At 52.6% G+C, this 17,457-nt stretch carries 18 protein-coding genes; 17 read left to right on the plus strand and 1 reads right to left on the minus strand.

Annotated elements, in window-relative coordinates:
* Nucleotides 1–24 precede the first annotated feature (24 nt).
* From IEX98_RS07200 to IEX98_RS07275, 16 genes are all read left to right on the plus strand, one after another.
* Nucleotides 25–453, plus strand: coding sequence for an SRPBCC family protein (locus IEX98_RS07200; RefSeq protein WP_188888253.1), 429 nt, complete (start codon nucleotides 25–27; stop codon nucleotides 451–453).
* Nucleotides 440–805, plus strand: a complete 366-nt coding sequence (locus IEX98_RS07205; RefSeq protein WP_188888254.1) for an ArsR/SmtB family transcription factor — start codon at nucleotides 440–442, stop codon at nucleotides 803–805. The genes IEX98_RS07200 and IEX98_RS07205 overlap by 14 nt, the downstream gene beginning before the upstream one ends.
* 163 nt (nucleotides 806–968) lie before the next feature.
* Nucleotides 969–2,033, plus strand: coding sequence for an undecaprenyldiphospho-muramoylpentapeptide beta-N-acetylglucosaminyltransferase (locus tag IEX98_RS07210; RefSeq protein ID WP_188888535.1), 1,065 nt, complete (start codon nucleotides 969–971; stop codon nucleotides 2,031–2,033).
* 179 nt (nucleotides 2,034–2,212) lie between these two features.
* Complete coding sequence (thrC, locus tag IEX98_RS07215) at nucleotides 2,213–3,610, plus strand: threonine synthase (protein ID WP_188888255.1); 1,398 nt, start codon at nucleotides 2,213–2,215, stop codon at nucleotides 3,608–3,610.
* Nucleotides 3,611–3,773: 163 nt separating this feature from the next.
* Nucleotides 3,774–4,520 (plus strand): SDR family NAD(P)-dependent oxidoreductase, encoded by a 747-nt coding sequence (locus tag IEX98_RS07220; RefSeq protein WP_188888256.1) that lies wholly within the window; start codon nucleotides 3,774–3,776, stop codon nucleotides 4,518–4,520.
* A gap of 1,077 nt (nucleotides 4,521–5,597) precedes the next feature.
* Nucleotides 5,598–6,374 carry an ABC transporter ATP-binding protein gene (locus tag IEX98_RS07225; RefSeq protein ID WP_188888257.1) on the plus strand — a complete coding sequence of 259 codons (777 nt, stop codon included), beginning with the start codon at nucleotides 5,598–5,600 and terminating at the stop codon, nucleotides 6,372–6,374.
* Nucleotides 6,375–6,377: 3 nt separating this feature from the next.
* Nucleotides 6,378–7,280 carry an ABC transporter permease gene (locus IEX98_RS07230; RefSeq protein ID WP_188888258.1) on the plus strand — a complete coding sequence of 301 codons (903 nt, stop codon included), beginning with the start codon at nucleotides 6,378–6,380 and terminating at the stop codon, nucleotides 7,278–7,280.
* 118 nt (nucleotides 7,281–7,398) lie between these two features.
* On the plus strand, nucleotides 7,399–8,505 hold the full coding sequence (locus IEX98_RS07235) for an ABC transporter substrate-binding protein (protein WP_188888259.1): 1,107 nt from the start codon (nucleotides 7,399–7,401) through the stop codon (nucleotides 8,503–8,505).
* Between the two features lie 119 nt (nucleotides 8,506–8,624).
* Nucleotides 8,625–9,695 (plus strand): LLM class flavin-dependent oxidoreductase, encoded by a 1,071-nt coding sequence (locus IEX98_RS07240; RefSeq protein ID WP_188888260.1) that lies wholly within the window; start codon nucleotides 8,625–8,627, stop codon nucleotides 9,693–9,695.
* A complete protein-coding gene (locus IEX98_RS07245; protein ID WP_188888261.1) occupies nucleotides 9,695–10,321 on the plus strand; it encodes a cysteine hydrolase family protein in 627 nt (208 codons plus the stop codon). Before IEX98_RS07240 ends, IEX98_RS07245 begins: the two co-directional genes overlap by 1 nt.
* 45 nt (nucleotides 10,322–10,366) lie before the next feature.
* On the plus strand, nucleotides 10,367–11,686 hold the full coding sequence (locus tag IEX98_RS07250) for a hypothetical protein (protein WP_229692031.1): 1,320 nt from the start codon (nucleotides 10,367–10,369) through the stop codon (nucleotides 11,684–11,686).
* A gap of 22 nt (nucleotides 11,687–11,708) precedes the next feature.
* Nucleotides 11,709–12,197, plus strand: coding sequence for a flavin reductase family protein (locus IEX98_RS07255; protein WP_188888262.1), 489 nt, complete (start codon nucleotides 11,709–11,711; stop codon nucleotides 12,195–12,197).
* 4 nt (nucleotides 12,198–12,201) lie between these two features.
* Nucleotides 12,202–12,711, plus strand: a complete 510-nt coding sequence (locus IEX98_RS07260; RefSeq protein WP_188888263.1) for an NADPH-dependent FMN reductase — start codon at nucleotides 12,202–12,204, stop codon at nucleotides 12,709–12,711.
* Between the two features lie 104 nt (nucleotides 12,712–12,815).
* On the plus strand, nucleotides 12,816–13,901 hold the full coding sequence (locus tag IEX98_RS07265; RefSeq protein WP_188888264.1) for a TetR/AcrR family transcriptional regulator: 1,086 nt from the start codon (nucleotides 12,816–12,818) through the stop codon (nucleotides 13,899–13,901).
* A gap of 38 nt (nucleotides 13,902–13,939) precedes the next feature.
* The gene (locus IEX98_RS07270; protein ID WP_188888265.1) at nucleotides 13,940–15,502 is read left to right on the plus strand and encodes an MFS transporter; all 1,563 of its coding nucleotides are present in this window, start codon (nucleotides 13,940–13,942) and stop codon (nucleotides 15,500–15,502) included.
* A 113-nt stretch (nucleotides 15,503–15,615) separates the two neighbouring features.
* Nucleotides 15,616–15,864 (plus strand): hypothetical protein, encoded by a 249-nt coding sequence (locus IEX98_RS07275; RefSeq protein WP_188888266.1) that lies wholly within the window; start codon nucleotides 15,616–15,618, stop codon nucleotides 15,862–15,864.
* A 77-nt stretch (nucleotides 15,865–15,941) separates the two neighbouring features.
* On the opposite strand, the gene IEX98_RS07280 is transcribed toward IEX98_RS07275, so the two are convergent.
* On the minus strand, nucleotides 15,942–16,955 hold the full coding sequence (locus IEX98_RS07280) for an LLM class flavin-dependent oxidoreductase (RefSeq protein WP_188888267.1): 1,014 nt from the start codon (nucleotides 16,953–16,955) through the stop codon (nucleotides 15,942–15,944).
* A gap of 192 nt (nucleotides 16,956–17,147) precedes the next feature.
* On the opposite strand from IEX98_RS07280, the gene IEX98_RS07285 reads away from it, so the two are divergent.
* On the plus strand, nucleotides 17,148–17,426 hold the full coding sequence (locus IEX98_RS07285) for a hypothetical protein (RefSeq protein WP_229692032.1): 279 nt from the start codon (nucleotides 17,148–17,150) through the stop codon (nucleotides 17,424–17,426).
* Nucleotides 17,427–17,457: the final 31 nt, after the last annotated feature.

Raw genomic sequence — 17,457 nt, forward strand, 5'->3', positions numbered from 1 at the left:
AACATCATGAGGAGGAACATTGTAATGAGCAACGCTGCGAATCAATTGCCGGACATTCGGCAAACACTTGTAATGAAGGCTCCAATCGAGAGAGTATGGAAGGCTGTAGCGACAGCTGAAGGAATTGCGGCTTGGTTTATGCCGCCGGTCAATTTTGAAGCCGTTATCGGCCATGAATTCCAGCTTGAAGCCGGTCCTTTCGGCAAATCGCCTTGCAAGGTTACCGAGCTGGATCCGCCAAACCGTCTTTCTTTCAACTGGGGGAAGGATTGGACGCTTTCCTTCCAATTGAAGGAGACGGGGGAGAAGGAAACGGAATTTACGCTTGTACACAGCGGCTGGACAACAGATTCCGTCACTGAGTTTGGAGAGGCGCACACGCTTGTCCGGGAGAGAATGTCCGGAGGCTGGGACAAGCTGGTGCTGGCACTTCAGAAATATGTCGAGGCTTAATAATCAGTCGAGGGCTGCCGAGCCGACTCAGGACGTGTTCCAGGCAATTGCCGATCCAACTCGCCGCAGTCTGCTGCAATTGCTTGTCGATCAGGAGCTTCCGGTAAATGTAATCAGCGGCCATTATCCGATGAGCCGTACCGCCGTCTCCAAGCATCTGCGTATTTTGGCCGAAGCGGGACTGGTGAAGGAGCGGAAGGTCGGCCGGGAAACCCGGTACCGGCTGGACGCCGAGCCGCTGAGAGAATTAAAGCGTTGGCTCGCTTACTATGAACGCTTCTGGGAGAATAAGCTTGGGGCGTTGAAACGGCTCGTGGAAGAAGACGAGGATGAGAACGGCGGCAGCAGCTAGACTTTGATATCGGGTTGGGTGTAAAAATGGCGAAATAGCGTCGCACAGCGGCGATATTTCGCCATTTGCTATTTTTGACTGGAAATAGGCGAGCAGGGTGGCATACAATAGGGGGATAGTTAGGCTGAGCGAGGAGTGAAGGCGTGTGCACAAGAAAAAAATTATGTTTACAGGCGGCGGATCGGCAGGGCATGTGACGGTCAACCTGGCGCTTATTCCACGTTTTGTGGAGGAAGGCTGGTCTGTCGATTATATAGGCTCAGAAGCGGGAATAGAGCGGCAGCTGATCGCTCCGCTTCAAGAGGTCAAATATTATGGTATCGCTACGGGAAAGCTTCGTCGCTATTTGGACTGGCAAAATGTAAAGGACCCTTTCAAAGTCGTGAAGGGTGCTTTTCAAGCCTATCGGATTATTCGAAAAGAAAAGCCGGACGTTCTGTTCTCGAAGGGCGGCTTCGTCTCGGTTCCGGTGGTGCTGGGTGCCAAGCTGAACAGGGTGCCCGTGCTGATTCACGAATCTGATCTGACGCCAGGACTGGCGAACCGGATCGCGATTCCCCTTGCAACGGGAGTCTGCACGACGTTTTCGGAGACCGAACAATATTTGCCTGCAGGAAAAGCCCGGTATGTCGGCGCGGTTATCCGCGAGCAGCTGAAGCAGGGGAACGCGTCAAGAGGCCGTTCCTTCTGTAGCTTTTCCTCATCGAAGCCGGTGCTTCTCATTATGGGCGGGAGCCTCGGCGCTCGCAAAATCAACCAAGCGGTTAGATCGGCGCTTGGCCGGTTGACTGAGAGATTCCAGATCGTCCATCTATGCGGCAAAGGGCAGGTAGAGCCTTCCTTGGAATCACCGTATTACAGACAATATGAATATATAAATGAAGAGCTGCCCGATGTGCTGGCGATGGCAGACGTGGTTATATCGCGGGCGGGTTCTAATTCGATTTTTGAATTTTTATATTTGCGCAAGCCGATGCTGTTAATTCCGCTAACAAAGGAGCAAAGCCGCGGTGATCAACTGCTCAATGCGCGCGCGTTCCAGCAGGCGGGTTATAGCGACGTTCTGTTCGAGGAGCAGATGACGGCGGAAACGCTGGCAAGCAGTGTGGAGGCGCTGTATGCGAGCCGCGATAAATATGTCGAAAGAATGGAGCAGGACGAACGCAAGGACACGCTGTCGGTGCTGTTCCAAATGATTAAAAATACGGCGAAGCCAAGCCGGAAATAAGGAAGCGCTGTGCGGCTTTCACAGGCAGCCCTTTTCCTTAAAAGACGGCTCCAGCTCAAGCAGGACAAATTACTGCTTGAGGTTGGAGCGGTCTTTTTCGTATAATGGGGGGAAGCATAGGCAAGGTTATTGCCTTATTCGGCAGGACATGTGCGTTAAATTGCAGGAGGGAATCGAACATGGAATATATCAGTACCCGAGGCAATGTCGGGAAAATCGGATTTATTGACGCGTTTTTGATGGGCTTGGGAGATGACGGAGGTTTGCTTGTACCAAGCGAAATCCCTGCTATTTCCGCAGCAAAGCTGAAGGAATGGCAGAATCTCAGCTATCAAGAGCTGGTTCTCGAAATCTTTTCCTACTACACGAACGATGAAATTCCGCAAGAAGATCTGAAGAAGCTTGTCAATGACAGCTATTCGACGTTCCGCGATCCGGAGGTAACGCCAGTACGCAAGTTGAACGACAGCTTGTATTTGCTGGAGCTTTTCCACGGGCCGACTTTTGCGTTTAAAGATATCGCCCTGCAGTTTATGGGCCAGTTATACACGTACGTATCCCGCAAGCAAAATAAAACGATCCACATCCTTGGCGCAACTTCCGGCGATACGGGCGCGTCGGCGATCGAAGGCGTACGCGGCAAAGAGGGCATTAAAATTGCCATCCTTCACCCGAACGGCAAAGTGAGCAAGGTGCAGGAGCTGCAAATGACGACCGTTCAGGATTCGAACGTACTGAATTTGTCGGTGGAAGGCAACTTCGATGATTGCCAGCGCATCATTAAAGATTTGTTCGCTGATCTGGATTTCAAAGCGAATAACCATCTATGTGCGATCAACTCGATCAACTTTGTACGCATCCTGGCGCAAACGGTTTATTACTTCTACGCTTACTTCCAGGTTGTTAAGCAGACAGGCAGCGAGCAGCCGCTCAACTTCAGCGTGCCGACGGGCAACTTCGGCGATATTTTTGCCGGTTACTTGGCGAAGCGGATGGGGCTTCCGGTCAACAAACTTATTCTTGCAACGAACGAAAACAATATTTTGGAGCGCTTCATTCAAGAGGGCGTGTACAAGCCGGGCGGCTTCCGTTCGACGTACAGCCCGTCAATGGATATTCAAGTTGCCAGCAACTTCGAACGTTACCTGTACTATGTATTGGATGAGAATCCGGCGCAAATCCGCGAGCTGATGGACGGCTTCAAACGTGATGGCGAAATCGTCATTCCTGCTGATGCGCTTGCCCGCGTGCAGGTGGAGTTTGCTGCCCACGGCGTGCAAGGTCAAGAATGTCTGGATACGATTTCGAAATACAAGACGGAAACCGGCTATCTGCTTGATCCGCATTCCGCATGCGGTGTAGCGGCTTCTGACGTACGCAGCGGCGCACAGGAAGTAACGATATCACTTGCGACGGCACATCCTGCGAAATTCAACGAAGCGATTGCGCTTTGCGGTATTGAGCAGCAGTTCCCAGAGCAAATCGAAGCGTTGTTCAGCAAGCCTCAGCGTCAGACGCAAGTGGACGGCTCAGCGGAAGAAATCGTGCGCGAGCTGGTTCAATTTTATAACGCGTAGGGGGACCGCCCCGAAAAAAACCTTCAGACATCGCTTAGGCGAGTCTGGAGTTTTTTTTGTATGTGGACGCCGTATTCGCAATGAAATTGCATAACAGGGGCTGCTGACTGTACAATTTAAGGCATGTAGATCAGCTATTCATACATGGAGGAGGGGCAGGAGGATGAAGTATTCAAGCAGCATTGTCCTTGTGACAGGAACTGGACAAGGCATCGGGCGGGCAGTTGCACTTGCTTACGCTGCGGAAGGAGCCAAGGTAATTGCAGTGGACCGCAACGCTGAAGCCGCTCTGCAGACCGTTCGCGATATTCAGAAGGCAGGTGGGGACGCAGTCTCCTATACTGTTGATCTTAGCCGTCCGGAAGAGATCGAAGCTATGTTTGCTGATGTGCGTCAGCAGTATGGAAGACTGGACATACTGATCAACAACGCGGGGCTTTCCTATTGTAAGTCACCGTATGACATAACGCTGGAAGAATGGGATTACGTGCTCCATACAAACTTGCGCGGAACGTTCCTGTGTGCGAGGGAAGCGGCCAAAATCATGCGAGAGCATGGCGGCGGTGCAATCGTCAATATGGCTTCGACGCGCGCGATGATGTCCGAGCCGAATTCGGAAGCGTATGCTGCTTCGAAAGGCGGTATCATATCGCTGTCGCATGCGCTCGCCGTATCGTTTGCAGCGGATCGCATTCGCGTCAACACCATAAGCCCAGGCTGGATCGAGAATGGGGATTATTCAGCGCTTCGCGAGCAGGATCATACTCAGCATCCTTCGATGCGGGTCGGCCGGCCAGAGGATATTGTACGTGCATGCTTCTATTTGACTGAACCGGACAATCACTTCGTCAACGGGATCAACCTGGTCGTAGACGGCGGGATGACGCGCAAAATGATCTATGAGGAGTAAGGCGGGACCGAAGAAGTTGCTCTACTGATATTAGGAGCAGTATCTCTTGATGCGCTATCCTCATGCATTACGCCGCATAAAGGGAGTGGATTTCTGCCTCCAGCGAAGCTGGTTCGCTAAATAACGAAGAGTGATTCGCTGATTAGTCGGTATAGAAGCGGCATCCAGCATGGTGTGACTATTTAGCGAACCTAGCTTCGTTTTCCGTGAACCAAGGTTCACGGAAAACGAAGCTAGGTTCGCTATAGACGTGTATGCCAGCGTCTTACCTCGATATAACGTATCTAGCTTCGCTATATAGCGAAGCTGCTTCGCAAACGCCCCCTCAAAACCCGCTGAACTAAAGAGCCACCGCAAACGCCCCACAAACTAACTGAAGTAGAGAACCGCCGCGAACGTCCACAAACCAACTGAAGCATAGCGCCCTCCGCAAACGCCGACAAACCAAAACTTAAGTAGAGCCCCACCGCGAACGTCCCCAGAACCGCTAAACTATAGCCCGACCGCGAACGCCCTGAAACCAACTAAACTATAGCCCGACCGCGAACGCCCGACAAACCCGCTGAACTAGAGCCCGACCGCAAACGTCCCACAAACCCGCTAAACTAAAGCCCGACCGCAAACGCCCGACAAACCCGCTGAACTAGAGCCCGACCGCAAACACCCCGCAAACCCGCTGAACTAGAGAGCACCACGACAACCCCCTCGCAAACACGCCCAATAATAACATCTTCAACACAAGTAGGTACTGGTCTTACATTGCAACTTGAAGTTTACTTCACATTGATACAGTTTACTTTGCGAAAAAATCAGGTTTTTGTTAGTGATCGATCTATAAAACGATAATAACTAACGTGTACATTACATATTAATAACCTAAACAGTTATGTTTGTGTTATTTGTTATTGATTATTTCTTAAATTAATTAAATTTTGTGTCAATTAAATTGACACACAAAAAGAGCCCATGCTAGTATACGGTCAAGAAGTTAATTAAACAGTTAATAAACATTAACCAACCGTTTAATTAACAGTTCAAAACGTTCTCTCAATACAACGACAAGAGTGGTGATCCTGATTGTCTTACATCAAAGTGGAAAAGGTATACAAACGATTTATTCGTCGGGGACAGCAGACGGAGGCGCTTCGGGACATCAATCTTGAATTGGAGCAAGGCACGTTCGTCAGCCTGATTGGCCCTAGCGGCTGCGGCAAATCGACGCTCTTGCGTATTATTGGAGGCTTGACCGATTCCTCTGAAGGAATCGTATCCGTCGGAGGCCAGACCCCGCAGCAGGCGCAGTCGGATAAACAATTCGGCTTCGTACCGCAAGCGGCGGCGTTATTCCCTTGGCGGACGGTGCTGCAAAATATGAATTTGCCGTTCGAAGTGAACAAGAAGGCAGGTGCCGCTTTGACAAGCGAGCGGGAGGATCCAGTAGAGCTGCTGAAATCGGTAGGCTTAGGAGATTTCGTTCATGCTTACGCCAAGGAGCTTTCAGGCGGGATGCAGCAGCGGGTCGGCATAGCCCGTGCTTTCGGATCGGGTGCACCGATTCTGCTCATGGATGAGCCGTTCTCGGCATTGGATGAAATTACGCGTGAAATGCTAAGCTACCAGCTGCTCGACATTTGGGAGACGCATAAGAAGACCGTTATTTTCGTGACACACAGCTTGCGTGAGGCAGTCCTTCTCTCTGATAAAGTCGTCGTCATGTCGAGCAGACCGGGTCGAATATCGCAAGTTATCGACATCGACCTTCCGCGTCCCCGCAGGGCGGAAATGGAAGATACAGAAGAGTTCCATCATTATATTAGCCTCGTTAGAGGGCAGCTTCGGGAAAGGTGGGGATGACAGATGGGCGAGAGTATTTTGAAAAACGCCAATGAGACCGGCCCTGAGGTGCAAGCCGTGCTTGCCGTACGCAAGGAGGGTGTCTCGGGAAGAGAAGCTTCAAGAAACCTTGGGCCTTCCGGCGTACAGCGGTTGAAAAACTGGCTGGCCAACTCAGCGGTCATGCCGCCGCTTCTCGCTTTTGCAGGCCTGTTCATTTTATGGGAGCTGCTGGTCCGGGTGCTGGGCATCGAAGCGATTACGCTGCCGGCTCCCTCCTCCGTATTAAAAGAGCTGGCAACATCATTTGTTTTCTACTTGCCGCATGCTTGGGTTACTTTGTACGAAGCGGTTATCGGATTCCTGCTTGGAACGCTTGTTGCCTTCATCGGCGGTGTGCTGATGGCGCATTCAAGGTTGCTGGAAAGAACGCTTTTACCGATAGCGGTATTGGCGAATGTGACCCCAGTCGTCGCAATTGCTCCGCTGTTCATCATCTGGTTCGGGTTCGGGGCGCTTCCGAAAATACTTATTTCGGCGATTATTACGTTTTTCCCGATGCTGGTCAATTCCATTATGGGCTTCCGCTCGGTTGACGAGAACAACCATGAATATATGCGGTCGCTGCATGCTAGCAAATGGGAGATTTTCATGAAGCTGCGACTGCCGAACAGCTTGCCTTATCTATTCTCGGCGGCTAGAACCTGCGTCAGCCTTAGCGTCATCGGGGCCGTCGTTGGAGAGTGGAGCGGATCGACCCAAGGGCTTGGCAACATCGTCATGATGGCGAGCAATTACATGCAGATGCAGCGTATGTTCGCGGCCATTCTTATGCTGGCGATTATGGGCATCGCCCTCGTCAACATCGTTCGTTTCATCGAACGGAGAGTACTATCCTGGCATGTATCCGAGCAAAAGCAAGGCTGATTGCCAGCGAGAGCAAGCGTGCAATCAAGTGCGGCGTGAGTTCTTCTGAACGCGGCGCAAGCAATCATTCCGTTGTGTTTTTAGCAAAAAAACATAGAGATGAGTGGAGGTCTTTACGATGAAGAGAAAGATTTCGTGGATGTTACTGATTGCATGCTTACTAGTGGTGGCTGCGGGGTGCGGGCAGAACAAGGACGCGCCTGCGGCAAGTCCAACTGCGGACGCAGGTACGAATGATGGCGGAGACGGTGCTTCGATCGATTGGGAGGCGCGCAAGGCAGAGAACAAGAAGGCCGGAAAAATCACATACGTCACAGGCTACTATTACGCAGCATCCCCTCCCGATATTGAAGCGGTCATGGCGGACGAGCTTGGCTACTTCAAAGAGCTTGGTCTGGATGTTGAGATTATGCCAGGGCTGGATTCGGAGGGCATGAAGTTTTTGGCGGCGGGACAAGCCCAATTGGCTAGTGCCGGCGTACCGAGTCTCGTCATTCAATCGGTAGCGAATGGTGCTCCCATTAAAGGGGTAGCGACATTTGGCGCAACGGGAACAAGCGCAATTATGGTCATGGATGATTCAGATATTAAGGAGCCGAAGGATCTGGAGGGCAAAACGCTAGGTTTCCATGGTGCGCTTCCAGCCAACATTTCGGCGATGTTCGAAAAGTCGGGCGTCGATCCGCTGAAGGTTAAAGGAGTATCGGTCGGTTATGACCCGACTGTGCTAAGCCAAGGCAAGGTCGATGCGCTGACCGTGTACAAATCCAACGAGCCTTACATCATGGAACAAGCCGGCAAAAAGGTAAGATTGATCGATCCCGGCCAATTTGGTGCCGAGACCTCCTTTGGCGTCATTGCTGCCAACAATGATTTTGCGAAAAAGCATCCGGGTGCGGTAGAGGATTTCCTTCGTGCCGTCTCCAAGGCGCATGACTACGCGGTGGCTAATCCCGACGAGGCACTGAAGGTGCTGCAAGGCCGTTCCCAATCGACATACGATCTGAAGGCTGAGACGAACCGCTGGGCGGTTGAGCGGGAAATCGTGGAGACGTCGCGTCTGAAAGGGAAAGGTGTCGCCGTCCAAACGAGTGAGCAATGGCAGCGGGAGATTAACATGCTGTTTGCCTCCAAGGTTATTAGCAAAACGATAAGTGCCAACGATGTGATGGACAATTTGTTTATCGAAAGTATTTATAACGGTGAAACGCTGATCTGGCCTTAATTTTTGTCTCTAATTGCTAGCCCCAGTCTTTAGCTCTTAATGGTTCAAGTTTAGTTTTCTTATGGAATGCGATCTTTTCTCTTAATACCACTATTAAAATTCATTGGAGTGAAGCAGATATGACGACAGCAATCGACTACAACCACATTGATTTTGGCGTATTCCTGCCGGTTACGAACGGCGGATGGATAATTTCCGAAACCTCGCCGCGGCTGGATGGCAGCTATGAGCTGAACCGCAGCGCAGCGATCATTGCCGAGGAGAACGGCCTCGATTTCATTATGTCGATGGCGAAATGGAAGGGCTACGGCGGTACGACCGACCACTGGGGCACTTCACTGGAGTCGATGACGATGATGGCAGGCCTTGCCGAAGCGACCTCCCGCGTAAAAATATATGCGACGGTTCATACGCTGCTTTTCAATCCTGCGGTAGCGGCCAAAATGTTCGCGACGCTGGATCAAATCAGCAATGGACGCGTCGGCATGAACGTCGTTTCCGGCTCTTATGCCGGCGAATTCTCGCAAATGGGCATGTGGCCGGAGCATTTGAATCATGATCAACGCTATGATCTGGCCCGCGAATGGATGCAGGCGGTCAAGCGGTTGTGGAGCGAGGATTCGGTTACTCACGAAGGCGAATACTTCAAGCTGACCGACTGTACGTCTAATCCGAAGCCGCGGCAAAAGCCGCGTCCTGAGATTATCTGTGCGGGACAGTCTGAGAAGGGTATGGGCTTTACCATTGAGGAAGGCGATGCCTGCTTTATCGGCGGCAGAGACTTGGAAGAATTGGCAGCTGTCAGCCGCCGGGCGAAGGAAATGGCGGCTGAGCGGAACAAGACAATCAAAACCTATGCGATGTTCTCCATCGTGCCTGCGGAAACCGATGAGCTGGCAGAAGAGCGAATGAAGCTGTATCAAGAAGGCGCGGATATTGGAGCCATAAAAGGTATGTTGAGAAGCTATGGTCTGGAGCCAGACGGCCGCGAGAATTCGATGGTCGCGCGTGCCAAAAGCGCATTTATGTGCGAGACGATCTCCGGAAGCCTAGAGACGATTGTGGCAAGAATTCGCGAAATAGTGGAAGTGACGGGCATTGACGGCATGATGCTGACCTTCCCGGACTATATTGAGGACCTCGCTTATTTCGGCAAGCAAGTGCTGCCGGCGTTAAGAGGTACGAAGTAATGGACAGCTCTGTACCGAAGGGGCAAACGGCGCTGCTGATCGTTGATGTTCAGAACGACTTTTGTGCAGCGGACGGCATGATGGCGGGTTTCGGCGTGGATTTATCCACGATCGACCCCGCAGTCAACCGCATCGAACGGCTGGCCGCATCCGCGCGGCGCAGCGGTGTTCCGGTCATCTTCATCCGGCTCGTCACGGCGCCGGAGACCGATTCGAAAGCGCTGCTTGCCTTATATGCGAGACAGGGCATCGGACCGGAGGGAGCGGCTGTATGCCGTAAAGATACCGCAGGGGCAGATTACTACCGGGTATTCCCTCAGCCAGGAGACAGGGTTGTGGATAAGCAGCGCTACAGTGGTTTCGCAGATACAAATCTGCAGCTGTTGCTGTCGGCAGCGGGTATCGTAAGTCTTGTTGTAACAGGCGTGACAACGGAATGCTGTGTCGATTCGACGGTGAGAGACGGCTTCATGCGCGATTACGAAGTGTTCGTCGCAGCTGATGCGTGCGCCGCCTATGAACCGGATCTGCACGATGCATCATTGAAATCATTAGGCTTGAACTTTGCGACGCTTCTATCAACAGAAGAGGTGCTGGCAAGCTGGGAAGAGGCTGACATTGGCTGATTAAACAGCCGGATTCAAATGTTGAATGGGATGGAGAGGGCTCATATGAATAATTCGCAGCAGCAGAACGATTTATCACAGCTAACATTGGAAGAGGCTGCCGAAGTGATTCGAAGCCATGTCGACCGGGAGGAATTGACGGCCCTTATATTGGAGCTTTGCAATATTCCAAGTCCGGCTGGATTTGAGAAGGCGGCCGGCGATTACGTCTACGAATGGATGAAGAATGAAGGCTTCGCTCCCAAACGGGTAGGCATGGTCGAAGACCGCTTTAACGTCATCGGCAAAATCGGCGGCGATAAGCCCGGTGAAGGTAAAAACCTGTTGTTCACGAGCCATCTGGATACCGAGGGCCCTCAATACAATTGGCGCGATAACTGGAAGTACCGGCCCGGCTCCGTCGAACGCCCGGAATGGCTCGAGGCGCGGCTTGAGAACGGCGTGTTCTCCGGCCGTCCCGTCGAGAACGACCGGGGGCCGATGGCCTGCTTCCTGATGGCGGCCAAGGCGCTAAAGAAAGCGGGATTGCCACTGGCTGGTTCGCTTTATCTGACCGCCTGTCCCGCTGAGATCGGCCCGGAGCATGTAGAGGAATTTCAGGGCCCGATCTACCATGGCAAAGAAATCGGCGCGCAATATATGATGACGCATGGCGGAGTTGCTCCTGATTACGCGATTGCGGCGGAAGGGACGGATTTCGGCATCTCCTGGGTATCCTGCGGCCATGTCAATTTCCGTATCGAGCTTTATGGAGAAGATGTATTTACGCCGCTGCTGGAGCATCCGCCTTTGCTTCGAGACCACCCGAGTCCGCTCGTCATTGTCGCTCCGCTAATCGAAGCGATACAGCAATGGGCTGTCGTCTACGAGAAGGAGAACACGTATCATGCACCGGGAGGCACAGCCGTACCGAAGGTGCAAATCGCGGCTATCCGGGGCGGCGACCCGCATTTGATGGGCAGCGGGAGCGAGGTGTGCGCCGTCTATTTGGAAGTGAATTTGACGCCCCGGCAATCGGTGGCTGACGTTCAGCGGCAGCTTGAAAAGGTGCTCGCTCAAGAAGGCTTCGAAGGAAAAATCGAGCCCATCGTTTACCGCCAAGGTTTTGAGGCAGATGCGGAGCAGGTACAGCCGTTGAAAGCGGCCATCGGCTCGGCGAGCGTAGCAGCTCGCAGAGGGGAGACGGAAATTGCTCACCCGATCTATTCCAGCATGTGGCGGGATCATAACGTGTTCAATATGTACCATATTCCGGCTGTGACCTATGGACCAAGCCGTTTCCGCCCAACCGTGGACGATATGGTCGACGCGGCTATCGCCTACGCGGTTACCGCATGGCAAATTTGCAATCAAACGGAAGCCTAATACCGGCAAGGAGGCCAATCAAATGGATGCGATGAATTGGAGAAGTACAATGGGCAAGTTTGCAACGGGAGTAACGGTTATTACGACTGTGGATGAAGCGGGCAATCCGCTTGGCATGACGGCAAATGCCTTCACCTCACTGTCGCTGGACCCGCCGATGGTCTTAATCTGCGTCGATAATAAGAGCGATACGCTGACGAAGCTGCTCGCCTCCAATAAATACGGCGTGAATATTTTAGCTGATCATCAGGAGCCGCTGTCGAGAGCGTTCGCCAGAAAAGGCGGCTCGGAGAAATTCGAAGGCATTGCTTATTCAACAGGGGAGACAGGGGTTCCGGTTCTTTCCGGCTGTCTAGTCAGTGTGGAATGTATCGTGAAGGAAGCGGTGCAGGGCGGCGATCATATGATTTTGCTTGGCGAGGGCGTACGCATCCATGAGGAAGCGAGCGTAACGGAGCCGTTGTTGTTTTACAGGGGCAAATACGAAAAATTGAATGGCATAGGAGCATAATCACTTGCAAATTACAGCGATTGTAGGAAATCCGAAACCGTTATCGAAAACGTATCATATCGCCATGGAAGTCGTATCGCAGCTTTCGGGTCTGGCGTCGGAGCAAGGCCGCTCCTCAGAGCAGTTGGTTATTGATTTGGCCGACTATGCCGGCGCCTTGGTGCAGTGGGGAAATCCTCAGGCGGAAAAGCTGCTTGAGCTCGCAGCGGGAGCAGACATTCTTTTATTCGTGAGTCCTACTTATAAAGCGACTTACACCGGACTCCTGAAGCTGTTCGCAGATCAGATTCCCCAGAACGGATTGGCGGGAAAAATAGCAGTTCCGGTTATGGTAGGGGGATCGCCCCATCATAGCTTGGCAGTCGAGCATGCCATGCGTCCTTTGCTGGTCGAAATGGGTGCGAGTTGCCCAACGAAAGGCTTGTATGTGCTGGATTCGCAATTTGATGAGCTGCCGGCTGTCGTGGCCGGCTGGATTGAACAATCGCGCTGCGGATTATCCCGGATGCTGTAGCCGCTCCGCTCCTTTCCTTGCAGGAAACGGAATTCCGCGGATGGTTAGTTGCAGGGAAAGCAGCCAAGCGGGATAACCGTTAGATAAGGAATGGAGGAGCGCTATTGTCGCAAGCAATCGGTACGGAAGAAGGAAAAACGACGGTACAGGAACGAATTTTGAATGCGGCCGAGGAGCTGTTCGCCAGGAATAGCTTCGCCGGTACGCGGATTAGCGAAATTGCCTTGAAGGCGGAAGTTAATCAGGCGATGATTCATTATTATTTTGACTCGAAGGAAAAGCTTTACCAGGAGGTGCTTGCGCGGCTGTTTCAGCATTGGGAGCAGTACGTGCGGTCGATCTCCTGGGACGGCCTGGAGCCGGAGTCTATTATCCGGGAATATATTAAAGTGCATTACGAGCTTAAATGCCAGATGCCGAACCTGTACAAAATTTTTCATTGGGAGGCGCTGGAGGGCGGCGAGCTATTTAATAAATATGCTTCCTCCACCTGGGTTGAGGATTTTCTCGACAAGACACAGCTGTTCAAGGAGTGGAAGCAAGCCGGTATCGTAGATGCGAATGTGAACGAGACGATTTTACTCTTTTCGCTCTGGGGCATGATGAATCAATTCTATTATCGCGACCACAATAATTTGACGATGATCGTTGGCAAAGAAGGCTCGGCTGAGCAATTGCAGGCGGAGATCGTGGAGCAAATGGTACAGCTTACGCTGCGCGGCGTCTTAGTGAAGCATCAGCTGCCGACCGTTTCGGGAAGTGCAGAGGCGGTGAAGAACGTTGTCGTTCTGCTGCCGGAAGCAGCGGAGAAGGGCGAGAACGCGGAAGCGATGAAGCTGCTGGACAAGATGTCCTTACTGCCGGACTGGGAAATGAAGCCGACAGCTGATGCTCAGCAGGCGCTGGAGGATTGCCGCAATGGTGCAAGCTTATTTGTATTCGCTTCCACGAAGTTTGGCGAGGTGCCGGCGCGGATTGTGAAGCTGTTGCATGGACTTGAACAGGATACGGCTCTGGCAGCCGACCGGTTTGTCGGTCTATGGGTGACCCGCGACAATCCCGCATCCGAGTCGCTTCAGCGGACGCTGGAGGATGCCTTCAACCGGCTGGGCGCATTCGCAATCGCAAGAGTATCGGGGCAATCGCCGCGGGACTATATGAAACGTTGTGCCAAATGGATTGGAAAGTGATAGAAGCCGCAAAGCGCAGCAGGAGTAGGTGATGGTACATGACAACGGAATCGGACAAGCTTTCGAAATCCCGTCTTAATTGGATGATGGGGGCGCTTTTGGTAACTATTTTTTTAACCCAGCTGGATCAGACGATCGTCTCGACGGCGCTGCCGACCATTGTTGCGAAGCTGCAGGGCTTTGAGCATATGTCATGGGTGTTTACGGTTTATATGCTGGCCTCGACCGTCATGATGCCGATCGCAGGCAAGCTGTCGGATTTGTACGGCCGCAAAATCTTTTTCATGCTTGGGCTGTTATTGTTCATGGGAGGCTCCGCTTTATGCGGGGTGGCAGGGAGCATGCTGCAATTGGTGCTTTACCGGGGCATTCAAGGGATCGGAGCGGGCTTCCTGCTGCCGGTTACGTTCACGCTCGTCTTTTCCATTATGCCAAAAGAGCGGGCGGGCATCTATCAGACGCTGTATATGGGGGTATTTGCCCTTTCTTCGGTCGTTGGACCGGCGCTCGGCGCGGTCATTACAGCATTTTTGGATTGGCGGTGGATATTCTTCATCAACCTGCCTTTTGGCATCGCCATCTTTTTTGTCATGAATCGGCTATTGTCTGGCGCGAAACCGAATGTCGGGCGCAAGCCTTCCGTCGATTGGGCAGGCGCGGCGCTCTTATCAGTCTCAACGCTTGCTCTCTTGCTTGGACTAAAGATGGGCGGGGAGGAATACGGCTGGCAATCGGCTCGGGTCATTTCACTGCTTGCTCTCGGTGCCGCCGCCGCCGTGTGCTTCGCTGTCGTGCAGCTTCGGGCAAAGGAGCCGATTTTACCGTTTGAGCTGTTTCACAGTAAAGTCATATCGGGTACGCTGATGGCGACCTTTGCCCAAGGCATTATGATGTACGGTGCGCTTGTCTATATTCCCCTATTCGTACAAGGAAGCCTGGGCGGCGACGTCAGCGATTCCGGCGGCGCACTGACTCCGCTTATGTTTTGTGTGATGGTAGGGGCAACCTTCAGCAATTCGCTTATTAAAAGATGGAGCTGGCGATTCAATATCGCGCTCTCGATGCTGTTTACCGGAGCGGGTCTGCTGATGGTCATCTACATGCCCTATGACGTGAACCCTTGGCTCATGCGCTTGATTATGGCGCTGATTGGTATCGGCATCGGCATTATGATGATGGTCGGGCAGATGGCGGTCAGCATGAGCGCCGACGAACGGATCAAAGGGGTTGCGACCTCAACAGTCGGATTTTCCCGCTCGATCGGCGGAGTGTTCGGCACGGCAGTGCTAACCTCGATCGTTAATAGCCGTCTCTCTGCCCTTTTGATGGAAAAGTCCGCGCAGTTGGAGCTTTCCCCGGACGGCGTGGAGCGTCTAGCTGACCCGCAGGCGCTGCTGCAGGCTGATTCTGGTTTGCCAGCCGAGACGCTGCAGCTGCTGCGCGCCACGTTGGGGGAGTCGGTGCAGTTCGGTTTCTGGTTTCTCGTAGCGGCAGCGGTGCTTGGTATAGCCGCTGCGGTCTGGACGGGTTCGGCAAGGTTCGAAGCCGGCAGAAGCAGCGTACAGAAGCCGGAGAAGTTAGCTGGTCCTCATATGCTCTAGGCGGTGCATTTGTGTTAGCGTAAACTTTTTTGTTAGGTTTTGTTATTTTTTGCTGCCGGGTGTCGTCTTTCTTTGAGAAGAGTTATTTATCGCTCAATAGAGAGGCGGCGTCAATGGTGGGATTGGAGCAGGATCGTAAGATAGATAAGCTAAGAGAATTGGAAATTATCGGCTATCGGTTGTGCTACGGCCTGCTCCAATCCGAGCGGCTTGCGCATGAAGCGGCAAAGGAGCTGCTGCTTCGTTTGTTCCGCGACAGCCGCATCTTTGCCGGAGCTGCTGCGGGATGCGAGGCGAAGCTGCTTCGGCGGGAAGCGGCGGAGGTATGCCGCCGCTATAGGAGTCAGGCGGCCGGACATTAAGCGTCGTTCGTCTCATAAAGCGGCGAAAACCCTGCATCATGCGCCTGGGCGGCGAGCGATGCAGGGTTTAATGTTGTTTACTGATTATCCGGCAAGCCAAACGCTTCGGCCAGCAGGCGATAAGATTTCACTCTGGCCTCGAAGTTATGGATCGAGCTCATGACGAGCACTTCGTCTGCCTGATATTGCTCGGCCAGACGGAGCAGACCGGCTTTCACTTGATCGGGTGTACCGATAATGCGGCGTTCGCGCGCACGGTTGATCCGGTACAAATCATTTTCCGTGTACGGATAGTCTAACGCTGTCTGTACCGAAGGGAAGGCATGTTGGTCGACGCCGTTCTCTAGCAGCAGGAAGAATAGATCAGTACTCAGTGCGAGCTGGTTCGCTTCTTCCTCGGTGTCGGCGCAGATGGCAAGCGCAGCGACCATCGATTTCGGACGATCATTGGACAGAGAAGGCTGGAAATGCTCTTGATAATGCTTCATTGCCGTTTCGCCGCCCGGCGTGCCGAAAAACTGGGCGAATGCGAAGGCCATGCCAAGCTGTGCCGCGATGCGCGCACTCTCGAAGCTGGAGCCAAGCAGCCATACCTCCGGCGGCTGCGAGATGGACGGGGCAGCATGCAGGCCGGAGAAAGGATGGCCCTCTGGCAGCTTGCCGTTCAAATAGCCGACGAAGTCCATAATCTGCTGCGGATATTTGTTAATGTCGACGAACTTATTTTCTTGCAGCGCGCGAGTCGCAAGCGGCATGCCGCCGGGTGCACGTCCAAATCCGGCATCGATCCGGCCGGGATACAGCGCTGCTAGCAGCTTGAAGTTTTCGGCAACTTTATAAGCACTATAGTGGGGGAGCATAACGCCGCCAGAGCCGAGGCGAATTCGACTCGTGGCATTTGCCAGATGAGCGATCAATATTTCCGGAGTGGAGAAGGAAAGCATTTTGCCGGCATGATGCTCGGATATCCAATAGCGGCTGTAACCCAGCTTTTCGACTTCCTGAGCCAGTCTCGTCGTATCCGCAAGCGCATCGGCTGCTTGCTGGCCTTCCCCGATATGAGATTGATCCAATATACCTAATTTGATCACGATCAAGCACCTCCTATGATGAAAAACTGCTAACTGTTATTATTTTGAGTACATTTATTATTATACCGATAGTGGACTGGAAACATCAACCTGACGCTCCGGAGGGCTCAAAATCGGTGCAAATATTGACTTGAAGCGTTATTAAGGGTATTATTACACAATCGTGAATAATGAACAGTAAGGGTGAAAATCTTGAATTCGAAACTGCAAATTAAGAATGTAACCTTGGCGGACAAAGACATGAAATCCGGTTTGTTCCAGTACATTATGACGCTCGGCGACGGTTCCAGAGCGCGGTTGTTCTACAGCAGCACTCCCGAATGGAAATTGACTGGCGTTACCCGCATGCTGAACGTACCTTGCCCGCTTTGCCGCAAGGACTACTACTGCGGATGCTTCGAGAAAAACGCGGATTTGTTTGACCGTCAAATCAACGATCAAGACCTGATCCCGGCTTCAATGAGAAGCTAATTGCCACTTTAGACGCTTAACAGTAGAAACG

It is taken from the genome of Paenibacillus radicis (ex Gao et al. 2016), from assembly GCF_014641555.1.
Taxonomy (GTDB): domain Bacteria; phylum Bacillota; class Bacilli; order Paenibacillales; family Paenibacillaceae; genus Pristimantibacillus; species Pristimantibacillus radicis.

Excerpts from the sequence above, each read along its gene's own strand:
- IEX98_RS07240 (WP_188888260.1), top strand. The coding sequence starts at position 8,625 with ATGACGACAGCAATCGACTACAACCACATTGATTTTGGCGTATTCCTG.
- IEX98_RS07230 (WP_188888258.1), top strand. The coding sequence starts at position 6,378 with ATGGGCGAGAGTATTTTGAAAAACGCCAATGAGACCGGCCCTGAGGTG.
- IEX98_RS07250 (WP_229692031.1), top strand. The coding sequence starts at position 10,367 with ATGAATAATTCGCAGCAGCAGAACGATTTATCACAGCTAACATTGGAA.
- thrC (WP_188888255.1), top strand. The coding sequence starts at position 2,213 with ATGGAATATATCAGTACCCGAGGCAATGTCGGGAAAATCGGATTTATT.
- IEX98_RS07210 (WP_188888535.1), top strand. The coding sequence starts at position 969 with ATGTTTACAGGCGGCGGATCGGCAGGGCATGTGACGGTCAACCTGGCG.
- IEX98_RS07270 (WP_188888265.1), top strand. The coding sequence starts at position 13,940 with ATGACAACGGAATCGGACAAGCTTTCGAAATCCCGTCTTAATTGGATG.
- IEX98_RS07220 (WP_188888256.1), top strand. The coding sequence starts at position 3,774 with ATGAAGTATTCAAGCAGCATTGTCCTTGTGACAGGAACTGGACAAGGC.
- IEX98_RS07235 (WP_188888259.1), top strand. The coding sequence starts at position 7,399 with ATGAAGAGAAAGATTTCGTGGATGTTACTGATTGCATGCTTACTAGTG.
- IEX98_RS07275 (WP_188888266.1), top strand. The coding sequence starts at position 15,616 with ATGGTGGGATTGGAGCAGGATCGTAAGATAGATAAGCTAAGAGAATTG.
- IEX98_RS07205 (WP_188888254.1), top strand. The coding sequence starts at position 440 with ATGTCGAGGCTTAATAATCAGTCGAGGGCTGCCGAGCCGACTCAGGAC.
- IEX98_RS07255 (WP_188888262.1), top strand. The coding sequence starts at position 11,709 with ATGGATGCGATGAATTGGAGAAGTACAATGGGCAAGTTTGCAACGGGA.
- IEX98_RS07200 (WP_188888253.1), top strand. The coding sequence starts at position 25 with ATGAGCAACGCTGCGAATCAATTGCCGGACATTCGGCAAACACTTGTA.
- IEX98_RS07245 (WP_188888261.1), top strand. The coding sequence starts at position 9,695 with ATGGACAGCTCTGTACCGAAGGGGCAAACGGCGCTGCTGATCGTTGAT.